Here is a 26,011-nt window from a genome sequence, read left to right as displayed (position 1 = left end):
AATCGCTTGCAAAGCCTGATTTTCGCGGGATTGATAACGAAAGGGATAAGAAAAGGAGTGCTTAGCGGCTAATGGGCATAACCACCCACAAATTAGAACAATTGTTTAACATTTAATTATCAAATAAAAGACATTGTGAAAACGAAAAATAAAATCCCCGGAGCTGAATCGGTTAAATTATTTAAAGAATCGAACGAAAACTGTCAATAATTTCCAGAAATCAAAAACGCACAAAACAACAAATAGCGCGGCGGACAATATAAAAGCGTTAATAAGCCGTTATAATTACGTTTCGTAATTACAACGGCTAATAATGATGCTGGATCCTTAAATCAGGCGGGTTTTACGCAGCGCCAGATAGTCAAGCAGGCCGCCGAACAAAATTCCGCCGACGGCGGTGAGCGCGGCAACCTCCAGCAGGCCGGACAGGAAGGAGAACGACGTATAATCCAGCGCGTTGAGGATCAGCAGCGCCAGCCACACCGCGAGCAGCAGGCAGCCCAGTGTCAGGATCCCCAGCGCCAGCGCATAGGCCTGCGGGAACTCGCTACGCGGCATAAAGCTTGCGGTGCGTTGGGTATGCTCAAGCGTTTGCCGGCACAGCAGCAATAGGGCAATCCCCGGCACCGCCGCAACGACAGAGAAGAGATAGAAGGTCGACCAACCGTGAGCCTCGACAAACCAGCCGGCAATCGGCCCAACGTATACGCGACCGACCGCAGAGAGCGCCGAGAGCAGCGCGAACTGGGTGGCGGAGAACGACTTATTACATAGCGTCATCAGCAGCGCGACAAATGCCGCCGTCCCCATTCCCCCGCACAGGTTTTCAAAGAATACCGCGGTCGCCATGGAATAGAGGTGCTTATCGGTAATCGACAGCAGCCAGTAGCCGGCGTTAGAGACCCCCTGCAGCAAACCGAAAATGAGCAGTGCCCGAAACAGCGTCAGCCGCTGCATCAGGACGCCGCCGTACAGGGCGCCGAGAATGGTGGCGAACAGGCCTAAGGTTTTGTTCACCATTCCCACTTCGCCAGCGTCAAATCCCACGCCGCGGATGAGGAAGGTGGTGGTCAGGCTCATGGCAAACGCATCGCCAAGCTTATAAAGGACGATGAGCAGCAGAATCAGCCAGGCGTTGTTGCGGCCGAAAAAATCGCGCAGCGGTTCGGCTACCGCCTGCTCGAGCGATCTGGGGACCGGGATAACGTCGCTCGGTTCGGGCGCCAGCAGCGTGGCGATAATACAGGGTACCAGCAGCGCCGCCATCAGCCAGTACATCCCCTGCCAGCCGAGATAGCGGTCGGCAAGCCACAGGGCCAGTCCACCGGAGACCAGCATCCCCAGGCGATAGCCCAGCACGCTGATCGCGGCGCCGGCGCCACGCTCTTCTGCTGGCAACACGTCGGTTTTCCAGGCGTCGAACACAATATCCTGCGACGCCGAACAGAAGGCGATCACCACCGCCAGCGCCGCCATCCAGCGTAATTGGGTGACCGGCTCAAGAAAGCCCATCGCCGCGATCGCCAGCAGGAGTAATACCTGGGTGGTCAACAGCCAGCCGCGACGACGCCCAAGAAACGGCGGCGTGTAGCGGTCCATCAGCGGGGACCAGAGGAATTTAAAGACATAGGCCTGGCCGACGAGCGAGAAAAAACCGATCGTTTTCAGATCGATATTTTCCACCGTCATCCAGGCCTGCAGGGTACCGGAGGTGAGAGCCAGCGGCAGACCGGAGGCGAAGCCAAGGATCAGCAAAATGGCTGATTTCGGCTGCTGAAAAATGCGTAAGTAATGACTGGACATAGCATAAAGCACGAACCCGGCGGAGGCCGGGTTCGCGATAGCATTAACGCGCGTTTTGCTTGATGAAATCGTGGATGCTGGTGTCCTGCGCCATATCGGCGATGGTATCGGTCAGGACGCTGTTGACGGCATCAGCGATGTTTTTGTTCGAGGCCTGGAAGGCGCCTTCAACGGAGTAGCTGGCGCGGTAGTTTTTGGTCATTTTCGTGCCGTTTGCCGCGGTGGCGATGATGGCGATATCGGCTTTGGTGGCGATGTTATAGCGCACGTTACCCTGAGAGACGTCAGCATAGAGTTTGTTGACGATGATCTGCAGATCGACCGCGCCGTTCGGGCCAATCATGTAGCCGCGAGACGTCATCTGTTTCTCCAGCACTTCCTGCAGCAGGAAGCGCAGATCGCGGGAGGCGGTGAGAGTGACCAGCTGATTGTCACGCGTCACTTTCGCCAGCGCCTGGTCCGGACGCTGATCGGCGCCGTTGATGCTGACGGTCACGCCCATCAGGCTTGGATCCTGCTGCGGCAGCGTGATTTTCGGCGATACTTCAATGGTGGTCGGCGGCGTGGCGCATCCTGCCAGCATAAACATGGCGACCAACGGGAAAAGAATCTTCTTAAGCATGTTCAGGTCTCAACGCATGGTGTTGTTATAAGGAAAATTACCGCCATCATAGCATTGCCAACGGCAAGGGGAAGTGGCAACGCGTGTAAATCCATCGTGCTGGCGGTTTTCTGAGCGTCCCGCCACGGTTAATGGCTCGTTCCCCGACGGATCTGGCGACCAGAGCCAGTAAACGTGATACTTTTGAATGAAAATATCAGAACAATGCTAATTTTTTGTTGTTTTCTCCTAATGGAAGCGGTAAAAGCGGCTAACATTTAAATGGAGTGGCGGCATCTCAGCGTTGTCGGAGGAGAAAATTCATGATGATACGTGAACAGATCGAAGCAAAACTTAGAGCAGCGTTCGACCCGATGTATCTCGAAGTCGTGGATGAAAGTTATCGTCACAACGTCCCTGCGGGCTCTGAAAGTCATTTTAAAGTGGTGTTAGTGAGCGATCGCTTCACTGGCGAGCGTTTCCTCAATCGCCACCGTATGATCTACGGCACGCTAACCGAGGAGCTGTCGAATACGGTGCATGCCCTGGCGCTGCACACCTACACGATTAAAGAATGGGAAGCATTACAGGATACGGTATTTGCTTCGCCGCCGTGCCGCGGCGCAGGGAGTATCGCTTAGAAATCCCATTTGCAACCGCTGGCGCTTTTCCAGTATGTTGCTTGCAGATTTAGCAAAAACGGCCTACGGGCCGTTTTGTTTTGCCTGGAAAATGCGCAAAGTCAGCGCTTTTGCGGGCAAATTTGAGCGGGAAATGTGAAAAATGCCGCAGCATCAGGCGACAACCGTTCTCGACTCACAAAAGTGATGCCGCTATAATGCCGCGTCTTATATATGAATGTCTTCGGGATGATTCTGACGACAGGGAATGTGTTTCTGATTTGAAGAGGGCATCCCGGTTCTGCGAAGCCACCTACACGCGCTTCCAGAGTTGACCGAGCACTGTGATTTTTTTGAGGTAACAAGATGCAAGTTTCAGTTGAAACCACTCAGGGCCTTGGGCGCCGTGTAACGATTACTATCGCCGCTGACAGCATCGAGAATGCTGTCAAAAGCGAGCTGGTCAACGTAGCGAAAAAAGTTCGCATTGACGGCTTCCGTAAAGGCAAAGTGCCGATGAATATTGTTGCTCAGCGCTATGGCGCTTCCGTTCGCCAGGACGTGCTGGGCGACCTGATGAGCCGTCATTTCGTTGACGCGATCATCAAAGAAAAAATCAATCCGGCCGGCGCGCCGAACTACGTTCCGGGCGAATACAAACTGGGCGAAGACTTCACCTACGCGGTAGAGTTCGAAGTGTATCCGGAAGTTGAACTGCAGGGTCTGGACGCGATCGAAGTTGAAAAACCGGTTGTTGAAGTCACCGACGCTGACGTTGATACCATGCTGGAAACTCTGCGCAAGCAGCAGGCGACCTGGAAAGAAAAAGAAGGCGCGGTTGACGCTGAAGATCGCGTAACCATCGACTTCACCGGTTCTGTTGACGGCGAAGAGTTCGAAGGCGGCAAAGCCTCTGACTTCGTACTGGCGATGGGCCAGGGTCGCATGATCCCGGGCTTCGAAGACGGTATCAAAGGCCACAAAGCGGGTGAAGAGTTCACCATCGACGTGACCTTCCCGGAAGAGTACCACGCAGAAAACCTGAAAGGTAAAGCGGCTAAGTTCGTTATCAACCTGAAGAAAGTCGAAGAGCGTGAACTGCCTGAGCTGACCGAAGAGTTCATCAAACGTTTCGGCGTGGAAGATGGTTCCGTCGCTGGCCTGCGCGCTGAAGTGCGTAAAAATATGGAACGCGAGCTGAAAGGCGCTGTGCGTAACCGCGTGAAGTCTCAGGCTATCGAAGGTCTGGTTAAAGCCAACGAGATCGACGTTCCGGCTGCCCTGATCGACAGCGAAATCGACGTGCTGCGTCGTCAGGCTGCTCAGCGTTTCGGCGGCAATGAGAAACAGGCTCTGGAACTGCCGCGCGAGCTGTTCGAAGAGCAGGCTAAACGTCGCGTCGTTGTTGGTCTGCTGCTGGGCGAAGTGATCCGCACCAACGAGCTGAAAGCTGACGAAGAGCGCGTAAAAGCCCTGATCGAAGAGATGGCTTCTGCGTACGAAGATCCGTCTGAAGTCGTTGAGTTCTACAGCAAGAACAAAGAGCTGATGGACAACATGCGCAACGTGGCGCTGGAAGAGCAGGCTGTTGAAGCCGTGCTGGCGAAAGCCAAAGTGTCTGAAAAAGCCACTTCCTTCAACGAACTGATGAACCAGCAGGCGTAATTTCGCCGCTATCGTTTAAGGTTCGAGCAAAAACCCGTTGCCGAAAGGCGGCGGGTTTTTTTTTAAGATAATGATAGCCACAGGCACGGTGCGAAAACGCATTAACCATGATAGCGTTACAGCAAAAGCTTGTTATGCTTGAAATATGGCAACACCATCCCCATTACCGGGGGAGGCAACTGCATCCGCAATCGCACGCGTATTGAAGAGGCGGTGACGCATTCAGCGGATAGAAACTGTGGCTGATAATCCGTCCGTAAGGTTACAATCAGTGCAGCAGGTATTTTAAAATTACTCCAGGAGACGGAAATGTCATACAGTGGCGAACGAGACAACTTTGCACCCCATATGGCCCTGGTGCCGATGGTCATTGAACAGACCTCACGCGGTGAACGTTCTTTTGATATCTACTCCCGTCTGCTTAAGGAACGCGTCATTTTTCTGACCGGCCAGGTCGAAGACCACATGGCAAACCTGATCGTGGCGCAGATGCTGTTTCTGGAAGCGGAAAACCCGGAAAAAGACATTTACCTGTACATTAACTCTCCGGGCGGGGTAATCACCGCCGGGATGTCGATTTATGACACCATGCAGTTCATCAAGCCGGATGTCAGCACCATCTGTATGGGGCAGGCCGCTTCTATGGGCGCGTTCCTGCTGACCGCCGGGGCGAAAGGCAAGCGCTTCTGCCTGCCGAACTCCCGCGTGATGATCCACCAGCCGCTGGGCGGCTATCAGGGACAGGCGACGGATATTGAGATCCACGCCCGTGAAATCCTGAAGGTGAAAGGACGCATGAATGAGTTGATGGCGCATCATACCGGCCAGTCTCTTGAGCAGATTGAGCGTGACACCGAGCGTGACCGCTTCCTGTCTGCTGCGGAAGCCGTGGAGTACGGGCTGGTCGACTCTATTTTGACCCATCGTAATTGATGCCCAAGGCGCAAGGGTGCCGCTTTACGCTTCATCCTTCTCGCCACGTCTGTGCGAGCGGTTGGCTTTTATTCGGCCGCTTATCTGGCAGGCTTGCGGCCGGTGGCTTCGCTACCGGCTCGATGTAGCGCGAAGGATTTTGTGTATATACTAATGAAGGGCGGCACAACGCTATATGGCGGCTTGCGCCTGAGAATGGCATTTGCGTCGTCGTGTGCGGCACAAAGAACTTAAAAAGAGGTTTGGACTCATGACAGATAAACGCAAAGATGGATCGGGCAAATTGTTGTATTGCTCTTTTTGCGGCAAAAGCCAGCATGAAGTGCGTAAGCTGATCGCCGGGCCATCCGTGTATATCTGCGACGAATGCGTTGATTTATGTAACGACATCATTCGCGAAGAGATTAAAGAAGTGGCGCCGCACCGCGAGCGCAGCGCGCTGCCGACGCCGCACGAGATTCGCCACCACCTTGATGACTACGTCATCGGTCAGGAACAGGCGAAGAAGGTGTTGGCGGTCGCGGTATACAACCACTACAAGCGTCTGCGCAATGGCGATACCAGCAATGGCGTAGAGCTGGGTAAAAGCAACATCCTGCTGATCGGGCCGACCGGTTCCGGTAAAACGCTGCTGGCGGAAACGCTGGCGCGCCTGCTGGATGTGCCGTTTACCATGGCGGACGCCACTACCCTGACCGAAGCCGGTTATGTGGGTGAGGACGTCGAAAATATCATTCAGAAACTGCTGCAGAAGTGCGATTACGACGTGCAGAAAGCGCAGCGCGGCATCGTTTATATCGACGAAATCGACAAAATTTCGCGTAAATCCGATAACCCGTCGATTACGCGCGACGTCTCAGGCGAAGGCGTGCAGCAGGCGCTGCTGAAGCTTATCGAAGGGACCGTTGCCGCCGTTCCGCCGCAGGGCGGGCGTAAACATCCGCAGCAGGAGTTCCTGCAGGTTGATACCTCCAAGATCCTGTTTATCTGCGGCGGCGCGTTCGCTGGCCTGGACAAAGTGATTTCCCACCGTGTGGAAACCGGCTCCGGCATTGGTTTTGGCGCGACGGTAAAAGCGAAGTCCGACAAAGCGAGCGAAGGGGAACTGCTGGCTCAGGTCGAGCCGGAAGATCTGATCAAGTTTGGTCTGATCCCGGAGTTCATCGGCCGTCTGCCGGTAGTGGCGACCCTGAACGAGTTGAGCGAAGAAGCCCTGATCCAGATCCTGAAAGAGCCGAAAAACGCCCTGACCAAGCAGTATCAGGCGCTGTTTAGCCTTGAAGGCGCAGAGCTCGAATTCCGCGACGAAGCGCTGGACGCTATCGCCAAGAAAGCGATGGCGCGTAAAACCGGCGCCCGTGGCCTGCGCTCAATTGTGGAAGCGGCGCTGCTGGATACCATGTATGACCTGCCTTCGATGGAAGATGTCGAAAAAGTGGTCATTGATGAGTCGGTTATCGCCGGTCAGAGCAAACCGCTGCTGATCTACGGCAAACCGGAAGCTCAGCAGGCATCTGGTGAATAATTAACCATTTCACTCAAGCAGTTAACAAAAAGGGGGGATTTTATCTCCCCTTTTATTTTTCCTGCATTCCCGCCGTTGAATGTGTGGAATACATCCCCATATACTGGATTACATATTAACGACGATGCAGTGGAGTGTAGCGTCGTCGGCTACCTGGCGGACTTTAAACTAAGAGAGAGCTCTATGAATCCTGAGCGTTCTGAACGCATTGAAATCCCCGTATTGCCATTGCGCGATGTGGTGGTTTATCCGCACATGGTCATACCCCTGTTCGTAGGGCGGGAAAAATCTATCCGTTGCCTCGAAGCGGCCATGGACCATGATAAAAAAATCATGCTGGTTGCGCAGAAAGAAGCGTCGACGGATGAGCCGGGTGTAAACGATCTTTTCACCGTTGGAACCGTGGCGTCTATTTTGCAGATGCTGAAGCTGCCGGACGGCACCGTGAAGGTGCTGGTCGAAGGGCTGCAGCGTGCTCGCATTTCTGCGCTGTCTGATAATGGCGAGCATTTCTCGGCGAAAGCGGAGTATCTCGACTCGCCGGCGATTGACGAACGCGAGCAGGAAGTGCTGGTTCGCACCGCTATCAGCCAGTTTGAAGGCTATATCAAGCTGAACAAGAAGATCCCACCGGAAGTGCTGACGTCGCTGAACAGCATCGACGATCCGGCGCGCCTGGCGGATACCATCGCGGCGCACATGCCGCTGAAGCTGGCTGACAAGCAGTCTGTGCTTGAGATGTCCGACGTTAACGAACGTCTGGAATATCTGATGGCGATGATGGAATCGGAAATCGATCTGCTGCAGGTTGAGAAGCGCATTCGCAACCGCGTCAAAAAGCAGATGGAGAAATCCCAGCGCGAGTACTATCTGAACGAGCAAATGAAAGCGATTCAGAAAGAACTCGGCGAGATGGACGACGCCCCGGACGAAAACGAAGCGCTGAAGCGTAAGATCGACGCGGCGAAAATGCCGAAAGAGGCGAAAGAAAAAACCGAAGCGGAACTGCAGAAGCTGAAGATGATGTCGCCGATGTCTGCGGAAGCGACCGTCGTGCGTGGCTACATCGACTGGATGGTGCAGGTGCCGTGGAATGCGCGCAGTAAGGTCAAAAAAGACCTGCGTCAGGCCCAGGAGATCCTCGATACCGATCACTATGGCCTGGAGCGCGTGAAGGATCGCATCCTTGAATATCTCGCGGTGCAGAGCCGGGTGAACAAAATCAAGGGGCCAATCCTTTGTCTGGTGGGACCGCCGGGGGTAGGTAAAACCTCGCTGGGTCAATCCATCGCCAAAGCGACCGGACGGAAATACGTTCGTATGGCGCTTGGCGGCGTGCGCGATGAAGCGGAAATCCGCGGTCATCGTCGGACCTACATTGGCTCGATGCCGGGCAAACTGATCCAGAAAATGGCGAAAGTGGGGGTCAAAAACCCGCTGTTCCTGTTGGACGAGATCGACAAAATGTCTTCCGACATGCGCGGTGACCCGGCTTCCGCGTTGCTTGAGGTGCTGGATCCGGAACAGAACGTGGCCTTTAACGACCACTACCTGGAAGTGGATTACGATCTCAGTGACGTGATGTTCGTGGCGACTTCCAACTCCATGAACATTCCGGCGCCGCTGTTGGACCGTATGGAAGTGATTCGTCTCTCCGGCTATACCGAAGATGAAAAACTGAACATCGCCAAACGTCATCTGCTGCCGAAGCAGATCGAACGTAACGCGCTGAAGAAAGGCGAGCTGACCGTCGACGATAGCGCCATTATCGGCATTATTCGTTACTACACGCGGGAAGCGGGGGTACGTAGCCTGGAGCGTGAAATCTCCAAGCTGTGCCGCAAGGCCGTTAAGCAACTGCTGCTGGATAAATCGCTGAAACACATCGAAATTAACGGTGAGAATCTGCATGATTATCTCGGCGTACAGCGCTTCGACTATGGCCGCGCCGATAGTGAGAACCGCGTCGGTCAGGTGACCGGTCTGGCGTGGACGGAAGTGGGCGGCGATCTGCTGACCATCGAAACCGCCTGCGTGCCGGGCAAAGGCAAGCTGACCTACACCGGCTCGCTGGGCGAGGTGATGCAGGAGTCGATTCAGGCTGCGCTGACGGTGGTACGTTCGCGGGCTGACAAGCTGGGCATTAACGCCGACTTCTACGAGAAGCGTGACATTCACGTGCACGTGCCGGAAGGGGCGACGCCTAAGGATGGTCCGAGCGCGGGTATTGCCATGTGCACGGCGCTGGTCTCCTGCCTGACCGGTAACCCGGTACGCGCTGATGTGGCGATGACCGGTGAAATCACTCTGCGTGGTCAGGTGCTGCCGATCGGCGGTCTGAAGGAAAAACTGCTGGCGGCGCATCGCGGCGGCATTAAGACTGTTCTGATTCCTGATGAGAACAAACGCGACCTTGAAGAAATTCCGGATAACGTTATCGCCGATTTGGATATCCATCCGGTGAAACGAATCGAGGAAGTTCTGACACTTGCGCTGCAGAACGAACCGTTCGGCATGCAGGTTGTGACCGCGAAATAGTGATTCTGCGCAAATTGCGCTAATAAAAATAGGGCTGGTAAGTCATTTCGGACTTGCCAGCCTTTTTTTGTGTAGCTAACTTAGATCGCTGGCAGGGGGGTCATCGACAACTGCTGTTGTAAGGGCATGACAGTCCTGATATAACTGCTGCGCGGTCGCACTATGAAGGACTCAGGTGCGATATAAATTATAAAGAGAGGAAGAGAACAGTGAATAAATCTCAACTGATTGACAAAATTGCTGCGGGTGCGGACATTTCTAAAGCTGCAGCTGGACGTGCGTTAGATGCTTTAATCGCTTCTGTTACTGAATCTCTGCAGGCTGGGGATGACGTTGCGCTGGTAGGTTTTGGTACCTTTGCTGTTAAAGAACGTGCCGCCCGTACTGGTCGCAACCCGCAAACAGGTAAAGAAATTACTATCGCTGCCGCAAAAGTGCCGGGCTTCCGTGCTGGTAAAGCGCTGAAAGACGCGGTGAACTGATCGGCTTTCCCGTCAGGGAATGTGACGAAGTACAAGGGCGCATCGTGAGATGTGCCTTTTTTATTGCCTTTTCAGACCACTTTATGTGTGTTTATCGCCACTTGTGGGCTGACAATCACCCTGTTTTCTTGTCAAAATACGTCCTCACGCGCGGCGGCCATCACGTGCTATGCTGCGCGAGCTAAAGTCATCTACAGCGGAGCGTTGTTACACCATGATGGACAACCTACGCACGGCCGCCAACAGCGTCGTGCTCAAGATTATTTTCGGTATCATTATCGTCTCGTTCATTTTGACCGGGGTGAGTGGTTACCTGATTGGCGGTGGCAAAAACTATGCCGCAAAAGTGAATGGCCAGGAGATTGGCCGTGGGCAGTTTGAAAACGCCGTCGCCAGCGAACGTAACCGTATGCAGCAGCAGCTTGGCGATCAATTCTCCGAGCTGGCGGCGAACGAAAACTACATGAAAACCATGCGCCAGCAGGTGCTGAACCGCCTGATCGATGAGTCGCTTCTGGATCAGTATGCCCGCGAGCTGGGCCTCAGCATCAGCGATGAGCAGGTGAAGCAGGCGATCTTCCAGACCCAGGCGTTCCAGACGAACGGTAAGTTCGACAACCAGCGTTTCAGCGGTATTGTCGCCCAGATGGGGATGACCACCGATCAGTACGCCCAGGCGCTGCGTAACCAGCTGACCACGCAGCAGCTGATTAACGCCATTGCGGGTACCGACTTCATGCTGCCGGGCGAGTCCGATCAGCTGGCGGCGCTGGTATCTCAACAGCGGGTGGTCCGCGAAGCGACCATCAACGTAAATGCCCTGGCGGCAAAACAGACCGCCAGCGATGAGGAAATCAACGCCTTCTGGCAGCAGAATCAGGCCCGTTTTATGGCGCCGGAGCAGTTCCGCGTCAGCTACATCAAAATGGATGCCGCCAGCATGCAGGAGAGCGCCTCTGACGAAGAGATTCAGTCATGGTACGACCAGCACAAGGATCAGTTCACTCAGCCGCAGCGCAACCGCTACAGCGTGATTCAGACCAAAACTGAAGCCGATGCGAAAGCGGTACTGGCCGAGCTGCAAAAAGGAGCGGACTTCGCCGCGCTGGCGAAAGAAAAATCGACCGATATTATCTCTGCCCGCAACGGCGGCGATATGGGGTGGATGGAAGATGCCTCTACCGTGCCTGAGCTCAAAGATGCCGGGCTGAAAGAGAAAGGCCAGCTGTCTGGCGTGATCAAATCCTCGGTTGGCTTCCTGGTAGCTCGTCTGGACGACGTCCAGCCGGCGCAGGTGAAGCCGCTGGCTGACGTGCGTAATGACATTGCGGCGAAAGTGAAGCAGGAAAAAGCGTTGGATGCTTACTACGCGCTGCAGCAGAAGGTGAGCGATGCGGCCAGCAACGATAATGAATCGCTGGCGAGCGCAGCGCAGGTCGCCGGGCTGAAGGTCGTAGAAACCGGCTGGTTTGGCCGCGATAACCTGCCGGAGGAGCTGAACTTTAAACCGGTCGCTGACGCTATTTTCAACGGCGGTCTGGTGGGTGAGAACGGCGCGCCGGGCAGCAACTCCGATATCATTACCGTTGACGGCGATCGCGCTTTTGTTCTGCGCATTAGCGAACACAAAGCCGAGGCGGTGAAGCCGCTTGCCGAAGTGAAGGCACAGGTTAGCGATATCGTTAAGCACAATAAAGCGGAACAGCAGGCGAAACTGGAGGCCGACAAGCTGCTGGCGGCGCTGAAAGACGGCAAAGGCGATGAAGCGATGAAGGCGGCTGGCCTGAGCTTTGGCGCGCCGCAGACGCTTTCTCGTACCGGCCAGGATCCGCTGAGCCAGCTGGCATTTACCCTGCCGCTGCCGCAGCAGGGTAAACCGGTCTACGGCGTGGGCAGCAATATGCAAGGCGATGTGGTGCTGGTAGCGCTGGATGAGGTGAAAGCCGGCAGCATGCCGGAAGAGCAGAAGAAGGCCATGGTTCAGGGGATCACCCAGAACAATGCCCAAATCGCTTTCGAAGCGCTGATGAGCAACCTGCGCAAGGCGGCGAAAATTAAGCTCGGCGACAGCATCGACCAGCAGCAGTAATTTCGCGTCGTCTCGCAAAAATGGGCAACACGATGTAATCCTCAAGGGCCGCTTTCGCGGCCCTTTCCATTTCTGTGATTTGCCTTTTGTCGACCATCCGCACTGACGCTATCGTGACCTTGCTGTCTACACACAAGGAGATATCAGCATGAAATATGGAATAAAAGCACTGATGGCCGCGGGCGTTCTGGTTTTTGCGGTAGGGGTACAGGGGGCGCTGGCGGCACCCGCCAGCGGCAAAGCGGCGGTGAATAAAGAAAATGTGCAGGCGTCCTCTTCGGCGAAGGCGGAAGCGGTGCCCGGCGAGCCTGACATCGGGGCGACAAAGGTCAGCATTAACCGCGCCAGCGCCGAACAGCTGGCGCAGGCGTTGAATGGCGTAGGATTGAAAAAAGCCCAGGCTATTGTCAGCTACCGCGAAGAGTACGGGCCGTTCAAAACCCTCGATGATCTGAAGCAGGTCCCGGGAATGGGGAGCGCGTTGGTGGAGCGCAATTTAGCCCATCTGACGCTGTAAATTTTATGCCAGACCTTGCACAGCGGTGATTTTTTGCCAGGATAAAGAGGTTGCATCAAGTGGTGTGACCTCTTACCTCATAAACAACAATAACAGAAAGGCATTAGTGCTATGCAGACACAAATTAAAGTTCGCGGCTATCATCTGGACGTCTACCAGCATGTGAACAACGCTCGCTACCTGGAGTTCCTTGAGGAAGCCCGCTGGGACGGCCTGGAAAACAGCCCCGCGTTTCAGTGGATGATGGAGAAAAACATCGCCTTCGTGGTGGTGAATATCAATATTAACTATCGTCGTCCGGCGGTACTGGGCGATGTGCTGACGGTGAGCAGCAAACTGGAGCAACTCAACGGCAAAAGCGGCACCCTAAGCCAGGTGGTCACCCTCAACCCCAATGGCGAAGTAGTGGCCGATGCGCTGATTACCTTCGTTTGTATCGATTTGAAAACCCAGAAGGCGCTGCCGCTGGAAGGGGAATTGCGTGCGAAACTTGACCAGATGAACCTGCGCTGACAACCGTCGTGCGAGTGGCGGGCCCACGGCAGGTGATGAACCCGTAGCCCCGGTAAGCATCGCGCCACCGGGGAATTTGAGTCAAAGCTCCGGTAAATCGATCCCCGGAGATTATGCCTGCGCCAGTCCGGTTTTTTGCTGCATCACCGCCATTACCCCGACCTTGTCCGCCAGATACTGGTTGAGTCCGTTTGCGCGCAGGTTACAGGCGGCGCACTGGCCGCAGCCATCGCCCTTAATGCCGTTGTAGCAGGTGAGGGTTTCCCGGCGCACCAGATCCAGCTGACCCCAGTAGTCGGCGAGCGCCCAGGTCTCGGCTTTATTCAGCCACATCAGCGGCGTCTCAAAGCGAATGTCTTTCGCCATCCCCAGGCTGACGGCGTGGTGCAGCGCTTTGACAAACTCATCGCGGCAGTCCGGGTAGCCGGAGAAGTCGGTCTCGCACACGCCGGTGATGATGGCTTCGGCTTTTACCTGATAGGCGTAGATTGCCGTCAGGGTTAAAAACAGAATATTACGCCCGGGGACAAAGGTGTTGGGAATACCCTCGGCATCAGGCTGATAGTCCGGTACCGGAATGTTATCGCGGGTCAGGCTGCTGACTGCCAGTTCGTTGAGCAGAGTGACGTCCAGCACTTTATGCGCGACGGCGCCCAGTTTCAGGGCGAGTTCGCGCGCAACGTCGATTTCCGCGCGGTGGCGTTGGCCATAATCAAAAGTGACGCAATGCACTTCATCATACTGTTGCAGAGCCTGCACCAGACAGGTGGTTGAATCTTGTCCTCCGCTGAAGACAACTACGGCGCGTTTCATGGCAATTCCTGACTAAATGAATAAAGGCGATATGGTAGCGCCAGACGCCCTCCATCACCAGCTCTCTCACGTCGACGAGGCCGGCAGCCAGGCGCTGGCGAAGTCGAACCAGCCCCGGGCGTTGAGGCGCAGACCATTGACCCCCGGTGGCGCGCTGATCCGATAGTTATACTTGAACAGCGGCGTCATGATGGCGTCTTCCATCAGGCTGTTAAATACGTTGCGCAGCGCATCGTTGCGGCTGCGAGCGTCGGGCTGAGACTGCACCGCGTCTAATGTCGCCTGCAGATGAGCATATTGCGCCCCGGTCAGCAAATTAGGCCACAGCATATCGCAGCGCAGCCACTGTTCCAGGGCGTACTCCGGCGCTTCGCCGATCAGACGGTCGCCCATCATCAGGTCGGCCTGCCCCAGATGCTGGCAGCCTTCCCAGTTTTTAGCGTCGTGGAACAGGAGCGTCAGCTCGCAGCCCAGCAGAGCCAGACGTTGCCTCAGCTGTTCGGCCATCGCATGTAGCTCGACCGGGAGATGATAGAGCAGGGTGAGCCTGGCCGGCAGCGGTACCGCGTTGTTTGCCGGTCCCTGCGGGATGGACCAGCCCGGCAGCACCTCATGGCTTGGCGTAATCAGATCCTCCTCCAGCGGCAGCGTATCCAGTAGCGACGAGTGATGGATTATCGACACCAGCCGCTGGGCCTGCGCTTTGCTAAGCCGAGGGCTGTGGCGCAGGGTCAAATAGCAGAAGCCAAGGCTGATACGGTTGCTGACCTGACGCAGATTATGCAGCTCTTCGCGATCGCCGATGGTGATCTGCACCGGATGGCGGCAGCTGGTGCCGAGATCGCGGTCAAAGAGCTGAGGAGTGATCCAGTACTCCACCGCCTGGATCAGCGGATGCTGCAGGTGGTAGCGGGGATGGTTTTCCAGGCGGACGAGTTCCGGACTAAACCGCTTCAGGCGGAACGGTCCGCAGCCAATGGCCGGATCGTCGGGATGCGCCAGCACGCTGCAGTAGCTGGCGAGGCGGAACGGCAGCCAGTAGTCAGGGCGATGCAGGGTTATTGTTAAACACTGGGCATGGGTGACATCGATACGGCTGATGCTGGCGAAGAGGGTCCGCAAGGCGGGCAGCTCAAGCAGCAGCAGTAACCGCTGTCGCAACTGCGCGGTTTCCACCGTATCGCCATTGTGCCAGCACAGCGTGGAGCGGATATAAAAATGCCAGCGCAGGCCGTCCGGGGAGACCTGCCAGTGGTGCGCCAGATCGCCGATCGGCATATTGTCGCCTTCGTCGAAGCGCGTCAGCCCGGCATAGATTTGTCCGGCCAGATGCTGCTCGGCGCGGCCGGGGAGAAAGCCGGGACGCAGCGGCTCCAGCGGGCGATAGTAAGGAATACGCAGCGTGGGGGTATTGTTTTGCCACTGACCGCCGAGGAAGGGATGGAGCAGGGCTTTCAGCTCCACCGGGGCAAGCTGCGCCAGCTCCAGCGCGATTTGCTGCTGACCGTTGTTCAGCGCCTGCTCCATCATCTCGTTGCGCAGACTTTCCGGGGTTTTGTGAAATGAGAGCTGTCCGCGTTTGCCGCGCCCGGAGCTGGCCTGCCAGCTTAGCCACCTGGCCTCCTGCGCCTGACGCAGCAGAGTACGGACGTGGCGTTCGCTGCAAAAACAGCGCTCCGCCAGTTCGCCGACGGTGACCTGCTGCGGCGCCCCGGCTGAGGGCTGCCATAGGCGCTGGTATTGATTTAAACGGTGTAAGAGTCGCATGGGGGCCGTCGTCCACCGGGCCGCTGTAAACCCGGAACAATTAATAATATCTATTCACTATTACTTCCGTATATCCCAGGTGATACTGCAACACAAGCGAAGCCCATCACACATCGGGGAATATACCATGGCAAAACTGGCGGCATTTGATATGGACGGCACCCTGCTGATGCCGGACCATCGTCTTGGAGAAAAGACGCTTTCCGCGCTGAAACGGCTGCGTGAGCGCGATATCACCTTGACCTTCGCCACCGGCCGCCATGTGCTGGAGATGCACCATGTGATTGGCGAATTTTCCCTTGATGCATTTCTGATCACCGGCAACGGGACGCGCATCCATTCGCTGGAAGGGGAGGAGCTTTATCGCCAGGATCTCGCTCCCGAGGCGGCGGAAGCGGTGCTGCACGGCAAATGGGATACCCAGGCCAGCATGCACGTCTTTAACGATGGCGGCTGGTTCACCGGCCAGGCAAGGCCTGAATTGTTGCAAGCGCATGTATTCAGCGGCTTTCACTATCAACTGTGCGATCTGAAGCGCATGTCGGCGCAGCATGTCACCAAGATCTGTTTCTGCGGCGATCATGACGATTTGCGCCGTCTGCGGATCCAGCTGAATGAGACGCTGGGCGATCGCGCATTTCTCTGCTTCTCGGCAATGGACTGTCTGGAGGTGCTGCCGGTTGGCTGCAATAAAGGCGCGGCGCTGGCGGTGCTCAGCCAGCATTTAGGCTTCACCCTGCAGGAGTGCATGGCCTTCGGCGATGCGATGAACGACCGCGAGATGCTGGGCAGCGTTGGGCGGGGGTTCATCATGGGCAACGCGATGCCGCAGCTGAAAGCCGAGCTGCCGCATCTGCCGGTAATTGGCGACTGTCGGAATCAGGCAGTCTCCCATTTTTTAACTCATTGGCTGGATAATCCTGATCTTCCTTATTCCCCCGAATAGAGAGACCCTTCCAGCAAGCCAGATAGGCTTCTATCTGGCTTTTTTTATCGCCTTTCGACCAGACCGGCGATCTCCGCCTGCCAGGGCGCAATATCGCCGATATTGTCCGCCACCCACTGCGGGTTGTAATAGCTTTCCAGGTAACGCTCGCCGCTGTCGCACAGGAGTGTCACTATCGAGCCGGTGCGACCTTCCTCGCGCATCCGCGCGGCCAGCTGCAATACGCCCCACATATTAGTGCCGGTCGAGGCGCCGACCTTGCGCCCAAGCTGCGTTTCCAGCCACAGGGCGGTGGCTACGCTCGCCGCATCCGGCACGCGCAGCATCTCATCGACAACGTCGGGAATAAACGACGGCTCGACGCGCGGCCGTCCGATGCCTTCAATTTTGCTGCCGACCGGGCTGCGCAGGCTGGCGTCGCGGGTCTGCCAGTAATCGAGGAACACCGAATTCTGCGGATCAACGACCATCAGCTGCGTCTCGTAGCCCTGGCTGCGAATATAGCGGCCAATGGTCGCTGAGGTGCCGCCGGTGCCGGCGCTCATGACGATCCATGACGGCTGCGGGTGCGGCTCATGGCTCATCTGGCGGAAAATACTGTCGGCGATATTGTTGTTGCCGCGCCAGTCGGTGGCCCGCTCGGCGAAGGTAAACTGATCCATATAATGGCCGTTCAGCTCGCGGGCCAGCGTTTCGGAAGCCGCGTAGATTTCGCCGGCGCTCTGCACAAAATGGCAGCGTCCGCCGTAGAACTCGATCTGTTCGATTTTGCGTCTGGCGGTGCAGGAGGGCATCACAGCGATAAACGGCAGCCCCAGCAGGCGGGCGAAATAGGCCTCCGAAACGGCGGTTGACCCTGAGGAGGACTCTATAATTGGCGTGCCTTCTTTGATCCAGCCGTTGCACAAGCCATAGAGAAACAGCGACCGCGCCAGGCGATGCTTCAGGCTGCCGGTGGGGTGGGTGCTTTCATCTTTCAGATACAGGTGGATGCCCGGAAAAGCGGGCAGCGGCAGACGGATCAGGTGCGTGTCGGCGGAACGCTGATAGTCAGCGTTGATTTCGCTAATGGCATGTTTAACCCAGGCGCTATTCATCGTGATTTCCTGTTTGTCATTTTGTGCCTAGCTTAGCGGAAAGCGCAGGAAAAATTGTTGCCATTTAACCTGTGGATTACCATTATGAGAGCAAAATTTTCTCTGAGGATGCCCAATGCTAGATAAAATTGACCGTAAGCTGCTGGCGCTACTGCAGGAAGATTGCACCCTCTCTTTGCAGGCGCTGGCCGATGCCGTTAATCTGACCACCACGCCCTGCTGGAAACGCCTGAAACGGCTCGAAGACGAGGGTATTCTCCGCGGGCGCGTCGCCCTGTTGGACGCGGAAAAGGTGGGGCTGGGGCTGACGGCGTTCGTCCTGATCAAGACTCAGCATCATAGCAGCGACTGGTACTGTCAGTTCGTGAGCGAAGTGACGCAGATGGCGGAAGTGCTCGGCTTCTGGCGGATGGCGGGGGAGTATGACTACCTGCTACGGGTGCAGGTGGCTGATATGAAACGCTATGACGACTTTTATAAACGTTTAGTGAACAGTGTGCCTGGTCTGTCGGATGTCACTTCGAGTTTTGCCATGGAACAGATAAAATATACCACCGCCTTGCCTGTCGAATAACGGTATTGCGCCGTAACCCATTACAAAATCAGGATTTTATTGCTTGCGATTATTTGCTCAACTCAGCTGGTACTTCCGCCGGGAGTGGCGCCGCTATCTTGGCGCAATTGCCCTGCTGGTCATTATTGCCGTTCTGCAGCTTATTCCACCGAAGGTGGTGGGCATTGTGGTCGACGGCGTGACGCAACAGCATTACACCGCGGAGAAGGTGTGGATGTGGATCGGCGCGCTGGTGCTGATCGCGGTGATGGTCTACCTGCTGCGCTATGTCTGGCGCGTGCTGTTGTTCGGCGCTTCTTACCAGTTGGCGGTTGAGCTGCGGGAAGATTTTTACCGGCAACTGAGCCGCCAGCATCCGGCGTTCTATTTGCGCCATCGCACTGGGGATCTTATCGCCCGCGCCACCAATGACGTGGACCGGGTGGTGTTTGCCGCTGGCGAAGGAGTATTAACCCTCGTGGATTCCCTGGTGATGGGCTGTGCGGTATTGATTGTAATGTCGACGCAGATTAGCTGGCAGCTTACTCTGCTGGCGCTGCTGCCGATGCCGCTGATGGCCCTGGCGATCAAACGCAACGGCGATGCGCTTCACGAACGTTTTCGCGTTGCTCAGGCGGCCTTTTCCAGCCTCAACGATCGCACGCAGGAGAGCCTGACCAGCATCCGCATGATTAAGGCGTTTGGGCTGGAGGATCGCCAGTCGGCGCAGTTTGCTGCCGATGCTGCCGATACCGGCGCGAAAAACATGCGCGTGGCACGCATTGACGCCCGCTTCGACCCCACCATCTATATCGCCATCGGGGCCGCTAACCTGCTGGCCATCGGCGGCGGCAGCTGGATGGTGATCCACGGCAGCCTGACCCTGGGCCAGCTGACCAGCTTCGTGATGTATCTTGGCCTGATGATCTGGCCGATGCTGGCGCTGGCGTGGATGTTTAACATCGTGGAGCGCGGTAGCGCGGCCTATGGTCGTATCCGCACGATGCTTGAAGAGGCGCCGGCGGTGGATGACGGGACCGAGGCGGTGCCGGCAGGCCGCGGCGTCCTGCAGGTTGCTATCCGTGATTTCATCTATCCGCAGGCGAGCAAACCTTCGCTGGAGCAGGTAAATTTTACTCTCCAGCCGGGGCAAATGCTGGGCATCTGCGGGCCGACGGGCGCCGGCAAAAGCACCATTCTGGCGCTGCTGCAGCGCCATTTTGACGTCACTCACGGCGAGATCCGCTTTCACGATCTGCCGCTGCCGATTCTGCAGCTCGACAGCTGGCGCGCCCGGTTGGCGGTGGTCAATCAGACGCCATTTTTATTCTCCGATACCGTCGCCAATAATATCGCGCTGGGAAAACCGGACGCGACGCAGGCACAGATTGAGCGGGTTGCACAACTGGCCAGCGTGCATGACGACATTCTGCGTCTGCCTCAGGGCTACGAGACCGAAGTGGGCGAGCGCGGCGTGATGCTCTCCGGCGGCCAGAAACAGCGCATCTCGATTGCTCGCGCCCTGCTGCTGGAGGCCGAAATTTTGATCCTCGACGATGCCTTATCGGCGGTGGATGGCCGCACCGAGCACCAGATCCTGCATAACCTGCGCCAGTGGGGGGAGGGGCGGACGGTCATTATCAGCGCCCACCGCCTGTCGGCGCTCACTGAGGCCAGTGAAATTTTGGTACTGCAGCATGGGCATATTGCCCAGCGCGGCCGCCACGAGGCGCTGGCCGTGCAGCCCGGCTGGTACCGCGACATGTATCGATATCAGCAGCTGGAGGCCGCGCTCGACGAGGTTCCGCAGACGCAAGAGGAGGCCCTGGATGCGTAGCTTTACCGAACTCTGGCCGACGCTTAAACGCCTGCTGGCCTATGGTTCACCGTGGCGCAAGCCGTTGGCCATCGCGGTGGCGATGATGTGGATTGCGGCGGCGGCGGAAGTGAGCGGCCCGCTGCTTATCAGCTATTTCATCGACAACATGGTGGCGAAACATACGCTGCCGCTGAAGCTGGTGGCCGGCCTGGCGGTAGCCTATATCGGCCTGCAGCTGCTGGCGGCGCTCCTGCACTATAACCAGTCGCTGCTGTTTAACCGCGCCGCGGTCGGCGTCGTCCAGCAGTTGCGCAGCGACGTGATGGATGCCGCCCTGCATCAGCCGCTCAGCGAGTTTGATACCCAGCCGGTTGGGCAGCTTATCTCACGGGTAACCAACGATACGGAAGTCATTCGCGATCTGTACGTGACGGTGGTGGCTACGGTACTGCGCAGCGCCGCGCTGATCGGCGCGATGCTGGTGGCGATGTTTAGCCTCGACTGGCGGATGGCGCTGGTGGCGATCGCGATTTTCCCGGCGGTGCTGATCGTGATGATTATCTATCAGCGCTATAGCACGCCGATCGTGCGGCGGGTGCGCGCCTGGCTTGCCGACATCAACGATGGCTTCAACGAAGTGATCAACGGCATGGGCGTCATCCAGCAGTTCCGCCAGCAGGCGCGCTTTGGCGAACGGATGCGCGAGGCCAGCTATGCCCACTATCTGGCGCGGATGCAGACGCTGCGCCTGGACGGTTTTCTGCTGCGCCCGCTGCTGAGCCTTTTTTCCTCGCTGGTGCTGTGCGGGCTGCTGATGCTGTTCGGCTTTAGCGCGGTGGGCACGATCGAGGTCGGGGTCCTGTACGCGTTTATCAGCTATCTTGGACGCCTTAACGAGCCGCTTATCGAGCTGACCACCCAGCAGTCGATGCTGCAGCAGGCGGTGGTCGCCGGCGAGCGCGTTTTCGAGCTGATGGATCGCCCGCGCCAGGCGTGGGGTACGGATGACGCGCCGCTGAGCAGCGGTCGGGTGGAAATTGACCATCTCTCCTTTGCTTACCGGGGGGACCGTCTGGTTCTCCAGGATATCACGCTGGATATTCCCTCCCGCAGCTTCGTGGCGCTGGTCGGACATACCGGCAGCGGAAAAAGTACCCTCGCCAGTCTGATGATGGGCTATTACCCGTTAACCCACGGCGAGATCCGCATCGATGGTCGACCGCTCGCATCCCTCAGCCACAGCGCGTTGCGTCGGGGCATCGCGATGGTGCAACAGGATCCCGTAGTGCTGGCGGATACCTTCTACGCCAACGTCGCGCTGGGCCGGGACATCAGTGAGGCGCAGGTTTGGGAAGCGCTGGAGGCGGTGCAGCTGGCGGCGGTGGCGCGCAGCATGAGCGATGGGCTGTACACCCAACTGGGCGAGCAGGGCAATAATCTCTCCGTCGGGCAGAAGCAGCTGCTGGCGCTGGCTCGCGTGCTGGTGGACACCCCGCAGGTACTGATTCTGGATGAGGCGACGGCAAACATCGACTCAGGTACCGAGCAGGCGATCCAGCAGGCGCTGGCGAAGGTCCGCCAGCATACCACCCTCGTGGTTATTGCCCATCGGCTGTCGACCATTGTGGAGGCCGATACCATCCTGGTTCTGCATCGAGGTCAGGCTGTCGAGCGGGGCACCCATCAGCAGCTGCTGGCGGCGAAAGGCCGCTACTGGCAGATGTATCAGCTGCAGCTGGCCGGCGAAGAGCTGGCGGCCAGCGCCAGAGAGGAGTCGCTCAGCGCCTGATGCACCACCAGCAGGCAGGGAACGCTGGGCGGCCTGCCATGGTGCAAAAACGTTACATCAAATGCACCGTTGTGGTGCATTTTTGCGCGCCAGGCGCCGTTGCGCAGGATATTGCCTGACCTGTCCCCTGTTTTTTGCCATCAAAGGGCCGCTTTGCGGCCTTTTTTCATTTCTGGCATAGCCCTTGCTTTATATCCATCGTGTTAGCTGCGGCCATTACCGAATACTGACTGGAGGGGACTTATGAAGCTGGTTACCGTGGTAATCAAACCATTCAAACTGGAAGACGTGCGTGAAGCTTTGTCTTCCATCGGCATTCAGGGCCTGACGGTCACTGAAGTCAAAGGATTTGGCCGTCAGAAAGGTCACGCGGAGCTCTACCGCGGCGCCGAGTATAGCGTCAACTTTCTGCCAAAAGTGAAGATTGATGTGGCGATTGCCGACGATCAGCTGGATGAAGTCATCGATGTCATCAGCAAAGCGGCTTACACCGGAAAAATTGGCGACGGCAAAATTTTCGTCGCTGAATTGCAGCGCGTCATTCGCATCCGTACCGGCGAAGCTGACGAAGCGGCACTGTAATTTCCAGACCACACAGTGATGGGGAACGAAACAATGAAAATGGCAACAATGAAATCGGGTCTGGGGGCATTAGCCCTTCTGCCGGGGCTGGCGATGGCCGCGCCTGCGGTGGCGGACAAAGCCGATAACGCGTTTATGATGATTTGCACCGCGCTGGTTCTGTTTATGACTATCCCGGGGATTGCGCTGTTTTACGGCGGCCTGATCCGCGGTAAGAACGTTCTGTCCATGCTGACTCAGGTGATTGTCACCTTTGGCCTGGTCTGCGTATTGTGGGTGATTTATGGCTATACCCTGGCCTTCGGCACCGGCGGCAGCTTCTTCGGCAGCTTTGACTGGGTGATGCTGAAAAATATTGAGCTGAAAGCGCTGATGGGCACCTTCTATCAGTATATCCACGTGGCCTTCCAGGGCTCGTTCGCCTGCATCACCGTCGGGCTGATTGTCGGGGCGCTGGCGGAACGTATTCGTTTCTCCGCGGTACTGATCTTCGTGGTGGTGTGGATGACACTCTCCTACGTGCCGATTGCGCATATGGTTTGGGGCGGCGGTCTGCTGGCGACCCATGGCGCGCTGGACTTCGCCGGCGGCACCGTTGTGCACATCAACGCCGCGGTCGCCGGGCTGGTCGGCGCCTATATGATGGGCAAACGCGTGGGCTTCGGCAAAGAAGCGTTCAAACCGCATAACCTGCCGATGGTGTTCACTGGCACCGCTATCCTCTACGTGGGCTGGTTCGGCTTCAACGCCGGCTCTGCCAGCGCAGCGAATGAAATTGCGGCCCTGGCGTTCGTTAACACCGTCGTGGCGACCGCTGCGGCTATCCTGGCGTGGACCTTTGGCGAATGGGCTCTGCGCGGCAAACCTTCACTGCTGGGCGCCTGCTCCGGGGCAATTGCCGGTCTGGTTGGCGTTACGCCGGCGTGTGGTTATATCGGTGTCGGCGGGGCGCTGATCGTCGGTATCGCCTCTGGCCTGGCGGGTATCTGGGGCGTGACTGCGCTGAAACGCTGGCTGCGTGTGGATGATCCTTGCGACGTCTTCGGCGTTCACGGCGTCTGCGGCATCGTCGGCTGTATCCTGACTGGTATCTTCGCGGCGACTTCTCTGGGCGGCGTCGGTTATGCGGAAGGCGTCACCATGGGCCATCAGCTGCTGGTGCAACTGGAAAGTATCGCCATCACCGTGGTCTGGTCCGGCGTTGTGGCATTCATCGGCTACAAAGTGGCGGATATGACCGTCGGGCTGCGCGTGCCGGAAGAGCAGGAGCGCGAAGGGCTGGACGTCAACAGCCATGGCGAAAACGCCTATAACGCCTGATAAAAAAGCCATTCTCTCCTGATAGCGAAAAGCCTCCCGTCCGGGAGGCTTTTTTTATGCGTTGCGGTTGCGCATCACCCCTTCCTGAACCGTTGAGGCAACCAGCGTGCCATCCTGGGTGTAGAATTCGCCGCGAACGAAGCCGCGGGCGCTGGAGGCCGAGGTGCTTTCGACGCTATAAAGCAGCCATTCATTAATATTAAACGGCCGGTGGAACCACATAGAGTGGTCGATGGTGGCGACCTGCATGCCGGGCTCAAGGAAACCAACGCCGTGCGGCTGCAGCGCCACCGGCAGGAAGTTAAAGTCTGAAGCATAGCCCAGCAGATACTGATGAATACGCAGATCGTCAGGGACGGCGCCGTTGGCGCGCAGCCAGACCTGGCGCACCGGTTCGGCGATATGGCCTTTCATTGGGTTATGAAACTCTACCGGACGGATCTCCAGCGGTTTATCGCAGAGGAATTTGTCTTTCACCTGCGGCGGCAGGAGATGCGCCAGCTTGCGAGCGATATCGGTTTCCGAAGGCAGGCCGTCAGGGGAGGGGGCGGCCGGCATTGCTTTCTGATGCTCATAGCCATTCTCTGGCGCCTGGAAGGAGGCGGTCATATAGAAAATCGGCTTCCCGTTCTGGATGGCGGCTACCCGACGGGCGCTGAAGCTGTTGCCGTCGCGCAGCACCTCCACATCGTAAACGATCGGCTTCTGGCTATCGCCGGGGCGAAGAAAGTAGCTGTGAAACGAATGAACCAGACGCTCAACGGGCACGGTCTCTTTTGCCGCATACAGCGCCTGACCCACTACCTGGCCGCCAAAAACCTGACGTAACCCCAGGTCTTCGCTCTGCCCGCGAAACAACCCTTCCTCAATTTTTTCCAGATCTAATAATGCCAGCAGATTAGAGAGTGCCTGACTCATACTTATCCTCAATTAACAATAGCGGCGCAGCGCGCGTAATGTGGCCAAGTATAACCTGGAATCGCAAGTGGTCCGATGGGTGTAATAATCTGAATAACGACCAGTTAACAGGAACAAATCTGAGATCTGTGCCACACTTATTGACGACACGAAAGTTCCTGCCGGCGAAGCGGCGGAACATCCTCCTGGGTATTAAGGGATGATAAGGAGAACATCATGAAATTTGCCTATATGTTTAGTGCCTTAGCCGTCGCCGCGACGCTGACCGCCTGTGCTAATCACCACTCGAACAATTCTTCGACGCAGGCGGCCGCGCCCGACCCTTACGGTATCGCGACGCTGAGCGTGGCGCAGCAGCAGCCGAGCGTCACGGGGACGATTAATATCCGCCAGAGAATCGCTTTACCGCCGGATGCGGTACTGACGGTGACCCTGTCGGATGCTTCTCTGGCAGATGCGCCAGCCCGCGTATTGTCGCAAAAAGCGGTGCGTACCGAAGGCAAACAGGCGCCATTTAACTTTGCGCTGCCTTACAACCCGGCAGATATTCAACCGAACGCTCGCATTCTGCTAAGCGCGGCGATCACGGTTAACGGCCAGTTGATGTTTATTACCGATACCGTGCAGACGGTCATAAACCAGGGCGGCACTCATGCCGACCTGACGCTGGTTCCGGTCCAGCAGACCGCAGTTCCTGTCGCCCAGTAAGCTCGCTACGCCCCCGGATGGGGGCTTTTTTTTTGCCTTCAATAAACCCAGCGATAATGCTGGAGATCGATATGGCCGCTGCCGGAGACCTGCACACCCTCGGCCAGCAGCGCCTGACGCTGCCGCTGTAGATCGGGGCCGGTGAGGGAGATATCGCCATGGCGATTGACCACCCGATGCCATGGCAGGGTGGACCCTTCCGGCAGGCGCTTCAATACGCCGCCCACCTGGCGCGCCGCGCGCGGTGAACCTGCCAGCCGGGCGACCTCGCCGTAGGTCGTGACATACCCTTCCGGTATCGACGCCACGATGTGCCAGACGCGTTGGGGAAATGTGTCGTGCGGAGCCATTTTCTGTCCTGTTACCGGCAAAACGTCAGCATAAGCGCTAAGCCAGGAGCTGTACAGCCGGCC

General features: G+C 57.1%; 23 protein-coding genes. 16 read left to right on the top strand and 7 right to left on the bottom strand.

Annotated elements, in window-relative coordinates; all coding sequences use genetic code 11:
- Nucleotides 1-327: 327 nt before the first annotated feature.
- Both ampG and KB890_RS08490 read right to left on the bottom strand, forming a co-directional pair.
- Nucleotides 328-1,803: a muropeptide MFS transporter AmpG gene (ampG, locus tag KB890_RS08495; protein WP_004178749.1), complete on the bottom strand. Its 1,476-nt coding sequence runs from the start codon at nucleotides 1,801-1,803 to the stop codon at nucleotides 328-330.
- Nucleotides 1,804-1,846: 43 nt separating this feature from the next.
- Complete coding sequence (locus KB890_RS08490) at nucleotides 1,847-2,425, bottom strand: lipoprotein (RefSeq protein WP_002891647.1); 579 nt, start codon at nucleotides 2,423-2,425, stop codon at nucleotides 1,847-1,849.
- A 302-nt stretch (nucleotides 2,426-2,727) separates the two neighbouring features.
- Here KB890_RS08490 and bolA point away from each other — a divergent pair, with 302 nt between their 5' ends.
- The 9 genes from bolA to KB890_RS08445 all read left to right on the top strand — a co-directional run bounded on the left by bolA (nucleotide 2,728) and on the right by KB890_RS08445 (nucleotide 13,286).
- Nucleotides 2,728-3,045 (top strand): transcriptional regulator BolA, encoded by a 318-nt coding sequence (bolA, locus tag KB890_RS08485; RefSeq protein ID WP_002891649.1) that lies wholly within the window; start codon nucleotides 2,728-2,730, stop codon nucleotides 3,043-3,045.
- Between the two features lie 345 nt (nucleotides 3,046-3,390).
- The gene (gene tig, locus KB890_RS08480) at nucleotides 3,391-4,689 is read left to right on the top strand and encodes a trigger factor (RefSeq protein WP_004147333.1); all 1,299 of its coding nucleotides are present in this window, start codon (nucleotides 3,391-3,393) and stop codon (nucleotides 4,687-4,689) included.
- A gap of 309 nt (nucleotides 4,690-4,998) precedes the next feature.
- On the top strand, nucleotides 4,999-5,622 hold the full coding sequence (gene clpP, locus KB890_RS08475; RefSeq protein ID WP_002891804.1) for an ATP-dependent Clp endopeptidase proteolytic subunit ClpP: 624 nt from the start codon (nucleotides 4,999-5,001) through the stop codon (nucleotides 5,620-5,622).
- 250 nt (nucleotides 5,623-5,872) lie between these two features.
- A complete protein-coding gene (gene clpX, locus KB890_RS08470) occupies nucleotides 5,873-7,147 on the top strand; it encodes an ATP-dependent protease ATP-binding subunit ClpX (RefSeq protein WP_002891807.1) in 1,275 nt (424 codons plus the stop codon).
- A gap of 183 nt (nucleotides 7,148-7,330) precedes the next feature.
- Entirely contained in the window at nucleotides 7,331-9,685 is a 2,355-nt protein-coding gene (gene lon, locus KB890_RS08465) for an endopeptidase La (RefSeq protein WP_004151336.1), read from the top strand.
- A 209-nt stretch (nucleotides 9,686-9,894) separates the two neighbouring features.
- Nucleotides 9,895-10,167, top strand: coding sequence for a nucleoid-associated protein HU-beta (hupB, locus tag KB890_RS08460; protein ID WP_002444653.1), 273 nt, complete (start codon nucleotides 9,895-9,897; stop codon nucleotides 10,165-10,167).
- A 214-nt stretch (nucleotides 10,168-10,381) separates the two neighbouring features.
- Nucleotides 10,382-12,256, top strand: coding sequence for a peptidylprolyl isomerase (gene ppiD, locus KB890_RS08455; RefSeq protein ID WP_004213767.1), 1,875 nt, complete (start codon nucleotides 10,382-10,384; stop codon nucleotides 12,254-12,256).
- Between the two features lie 148 nt (nucleotides 12,257-12,404).
- The gene (locus KB890_RS08450) at nucleotides 12,405-12,773 is read left to right on the top strand and encodes a helix-hairpin-helix domain-containing protein (protein ID WP_020325191.1); all 369 of its coding nucleotides are present in this window, start codon (nucleotides 12,405-12,407) and stop codon (nucleotides 12,771-12,773) included.
- Between the two features lie 111 nt (nucleotides 12,774-12,884).
- Nucleotides 12,885-13,286: a YbgC/FadM family acyl-CoA thioesterase gene (locus KB890_RS08445; protein ID WP_002891860.1), complete on the top strand. Its 402-nt coding sequence runs from the start codon at nucleotides 12,885-12,887 to the stop codon at nucleotides 13,284-13,286.
- Nucleotides 13,287-13,397: 111 nt separating this feature from the next.
- Here KB890_RS08445 and queC read toward each other — a convergent pair whose 3' ends face one another.
- Both queC and KB890_RS08435 read right to left on the bottom strand, forming a co-directional pair.
- Nucleotides 13,398-14,099, bottom strand: a complete 702-nt coding sequence (gene queC, locus KB890_RS08440; RefSeq protein WP_002891863.1) for a 7-cyano-7-deazaguanine synthase QueC — start codon at nucleotides 14,097-14,099, stop codon at nucleotides 13,398-13,400.
- Between the two features lie 66 nt (nucleotides 14,100-14,165).
- Nucleotides 14,166-15,866, bottom strand: a complete 1,701-nt coding sequence (locus KB890_RS08435; protein ID WP_020325198.1) for an SgrR family transcriptional regulator — start codon at nucleotides 15,864-15,866, stop codon at nucleotides 14,166-14,168.
- A 127-nt stretch (nucleotides 15,867-15,993) separates the two neighbouring features.
- Between KB890_RS08435 and cof the strand changes: the two genes are divergently transcribed.
- Nucleotides 15,994-16,812, top strand: a complete 819-nt coding sequence (gene cof / locus KB890_RS08430) for an HMP-PP phosphatase (RefSeq protein ID WP_004151335.1) — start codon at nucleotides 15,994-15,996, stop codon at nucleotides 16,810-16,812.
- Nucleotides 16,813-16,856: 44 nt separating this feature from the next.
- Here cof and KB890_RS08425 read toward each other — a convergent pair whose 3' ends face one another.
- Entirely contained in the window at nucleotides 16,857-17,909 is a 1,053-nt protein-coding gene (locus KB890_RS08425; RefSeq protein WP_009307943.1) for a PLP-dependent cysteine synthase family protein, read from the bottom strand.
- A gap of 115 nt (nucleotides 17,910-18,024) precedes the next feature.
- On the opposite strand from KB890_RS08425, the gene KB890_RS08420 reads away from it, so the two are divergent.
- The 5 genes from KB890_RS08420 (at nucleotide 18,025) to amtB (ending at nucleotide 23,972) form a co-directional block, all read left to right on the top strand.
- Entirely contained in the window at nucleotides 18,025-18,483 is a 459-nt protein-coding gene (locus KB890_RS08420) for an Lrp/AsnC family transcriptional regulator (protein ID WP_002891873.1), read from the top strand.
- 43 nt (nucleotides 18,484-18,526) lie between these two features.
- Nucleotides 18,527-20,299, top strand: coding sequence for a SmdA family multidrug ABC transporter permease/ATP-binding protein (locus KB890_RS08415; protein ID WP_004147344.1), 1,773 nt, complete (start codon nucleotides 18,527-18,529; stop codon nucleotides 20,297-20,299).
- Entirely contained in the window at nucleotides 20,292-22,070 is a 1,779-nt protein-coding gene (locus tag KB890_RS08410) for a SmdB family multidrug efflux ABC transporter permease/ATP-binding protein (RefSeq protein WP_002891880.1), read from the top strand. Before KB890_RS08415 ends, KB890_RS08410 begins: the two co-directional genes overlap by 8 nt.
- Before the next feature lie 243 nt (nucleotides 22,071-22,313).
- Complete coding sequence (gene glnK, locus KB890_RS08405) at nucleotides 22,314-22,652, top strand: P-II family nitrogen regulator (protein WP_002891893.1); 339 nt, start codon at nucleotides 22,314-22,316, stop codon at nucleotides 22,650-22,652.
- Between the two features lie 33 nt (nucleotides 22,653-22,685).
- Nucleotides 22,686-23,972, top strand: coding sequence for an ammonium transporter AmtB (gene amtB / locus KB890_RS08400; protein ID WP_004152876.1), 1,287 nt, complete (start codon nucleotides 22,686-22,688; stop codon nucleotides 23,970-23,972).
- Between the two features lie 54 nt (nucleotides 23,973-24,026).
- On the opposite strand, the gene tesB is transcribed toward amtB, so the two are convergent.
- Nucleotides 24,027-24,890 (bottom strand): acyl-CoA thioesterase II, encoded by an 864-nt coding sequence (tesB, locus tag KB890_RS08395; RefSeq protein ID WP_002891899.1) that lies wholly within the window; start codon nucleotides 24,888-24,890, stop codon nucleotides 24,027-24,029.
- Nucleotides 24,891-25,106: 216 nt separating this feature from the next.
- Between tesB and KB890_RS08390 the strand changes: the two genes are divergently transcribed.
- Entirely contained in the window at nucleotides 25,107-25,598 is a 492-nt protein-coding gene (locus tag KB890_RS08390; protein WP_002891903.1) for a YbaY family lipoprotein, read from the top strand.
- A 38-nt stretch (nucleotides 25,599-25,636) separates the two neighbouring features.
- On the opposite strand, the gene KB890_RS08385 is transcribed toward KB890_RS08390, so the two are convergent.
- Entirely contained in the window at nucleotides 25,637-25,948 is a 312-nt protein-coding gene (locus KB890_RS08385; protein ID WP_004142687.1) for an MGMT family protein, read from the bottom strand.
- Nucleotides 25,949-26,011 lie beyond the last annotated feature (63 nt).

Origin of the sequence: Klebsiella sp. P1954 (genome assembly GCF_018199955.1) — a bacterium.
GTDB lineage: Bacteria > Pseudomonadota > Gammaproteobacteria > Enterobacterales > Enterobacteriaceae > Klebsiella > Klebsiella pneumoniae.
Note: the sequence above shows the minus strand (reverse complement) of the source record. Positions and strands in the feature narration are given on the sequence as shown.

Coding starts and splice junctions, on each gene's coding strand:
- ampG (WP_004178749.1), bottom strand. CDS start 1,803: ATGTCCAGTCATTACTTACGCATTTTTCAGCAGCCGAAATCAGCCATT.
- KB890_RS08490 (WP_002891647.1), bottom strand. CDS start 2,425: ATGCTTAAGAAGATTCTTTTCCCGTTGGTCGCCATGTTTATGCTGGCA.
- bolA (WP_002891649.1), top strand. CDS start 2,728: ATGATGATACGTGAACAGATCGAAGCAAAACTTAGAGCAGCGTTCGAC.
- tig (WP_004147333.1), top strand. CDS start 3,391: ATGCAAGTTTCAGTTGAAACCACTCAGGGCCTTGGGCGCCGTGTAACG.
- clpP (WP_002891804.1), top strand. CDS start 4,999: ATGTCATACAGTGGCGAACGAGACAACTTTGCACCCCATATGGCCCTG.
- clpX (WP_002891807.1), top strand. CDS start 5,873: ATGACAGATAAACGCAAAGATGGATCGGGCAAATTGTTGTATTGCTCT.
- lon (WP_004151336.1), top strand. CDS start 7,331: ATGAATCCTGAGCGTTCTGAACGCATTGAAATCCCCGTATTGCCATTG.
- ppiD (WP_004213767.1), top strand. CDS start 10,382: ATGATGGACAACCTACGCACGGCCGCCAACAGCGTCGTGCTCAAGATT.
- KB890_RS08450 (WP_020325191.1), top strand. CDS start 12,405: ATGAAATATGGAATAAAAGCACTGATGGCCGCGGGCGTTCTGGTTTTT.
- KB890_RS08445 (WP_002891860.1), top strand. CDS start 12,885: ATGCAGACACAAATTAAAGTTCGCGGCTATCATCTGGACGTCTACCAG.
- queC (WP_002891863.1), bottom strand. CDS start 14,099: ATGAAACGCGCCGTAGTTGTCTTCAGCGGAGGACAAGATTCAACCACC.
- KB890_RS08435 (WP_020325198.1), bottom strand. CDS start 15,866: ATGCGACTCTTACACCGTTTAAATCAATACCAGCGCCTATGGCAGCCC.
- cof (WP_004151335.1), top strand. CDS start 15,994: ATGGCAAAACTGGCGGCATTTGATATGGACGGCACCCTGCTGATGCCG.
- KB890_RS08425 (WP_009307943.1), bottom strand. CDS start 17,909: ATGAATAGCGCCTGGGTTAAACATGCCATTAGCGAAATCAACGCTGAC.
- KB890_RS08420 (WP_002891873.1), top strand. CDS start 18,025: ATGCTAGATAAAATTGACCGTAAGCTGCTGGCGCTACTGCAGGAAGAT.
- KB890_RS08410 (WP_002891880.1), top strand. CDS start 20,292: ATGCGTAGCTTTACCGAACTCTGGCCGACGCTTAAACGCCTGCTGGCC.
- glnK (WP_002891893.1), top strand. CDS start 22,314: ATGAAGCTGGTTACCGTGGTAATCAAACCATTCAAACTGGAAGACGTG.
- amtB (WP_004152876.1), top strand. CDS start 22,686: ATGAAAATGGCAACAATGAAATCGGGTCTGGGGGCATTAGCCCTTCTG.
- tesB (WP_002891899.1), bottom strand. CDS start 24,890: ATGAGTCAGGCACTCTCTAATCTGCTGGCATTATTAGATCTGGAAAAA.
- KB890_RS08390 (WP_002891903.1), top strand. CDS start 25,107: ATGAAATTTGCCTATATGTTTAGTGCCTTAGCCGTCGCCGCGACGCTG.
- KB890_RS08385 (WP_004142687.1), bottom strand. CDS start 25,948: ATGGCTCCGCACGACACATTTCCCCAACGCGTCTGGCACATCGTGGCG.